Annotated in this window: 1 protein-coding gene; it reads right to left on the bottom strand. The window is 72.2% G+C overall.

Features of this window, described 5'->3' with window-relative positions; translation table 11 throughout:
- The coding region (locus tag FMEAI12_RS07990) for a TauD/TfdA family dioxygenase (RefSeq protein WP_146776653.1) at positions 1-241 on the bottom strand (241 nt) is incomplete at both ends.

Raw genomic sequence — 241 nt, 5'->3', positions numbered from 1 at the left:
GAGGGTGATGCGGTGCATCCGGCGCGGCTCGGTCTGGTCGAACGGGCGGACCCGGTGGACCAGCCCGCGGTTGTCCCAGATCACCATGTCCCCCGCCGTCCACGAGTGCGAGAACACCCGGTCCGGCAGCGTGCTACGCCGCTCGAGGTCCGCGAGCAGCGCCCGGCCCTCGTCGACGTCCATCCCGACGATGTGCGACGCGCTCGCCCCGAACACCAGCGAACGCCGCCTCGACTGGTGC

It is taken from the genome of Parafrankia sp. Ea1.12, from assembly GCF_900465275.1.
GTDB classification, from domain to species: Bacteria; Actinomycetota; Actinomycetes; order Frankiales; family Frankiaceae; genus Parafrankia; species Parafrankia soli.
The sequence above is the reverse complement of the archived record's forward strand: the minus strand, read 5'-3'. Positions and strand labels throughout refer to the sequence as shown.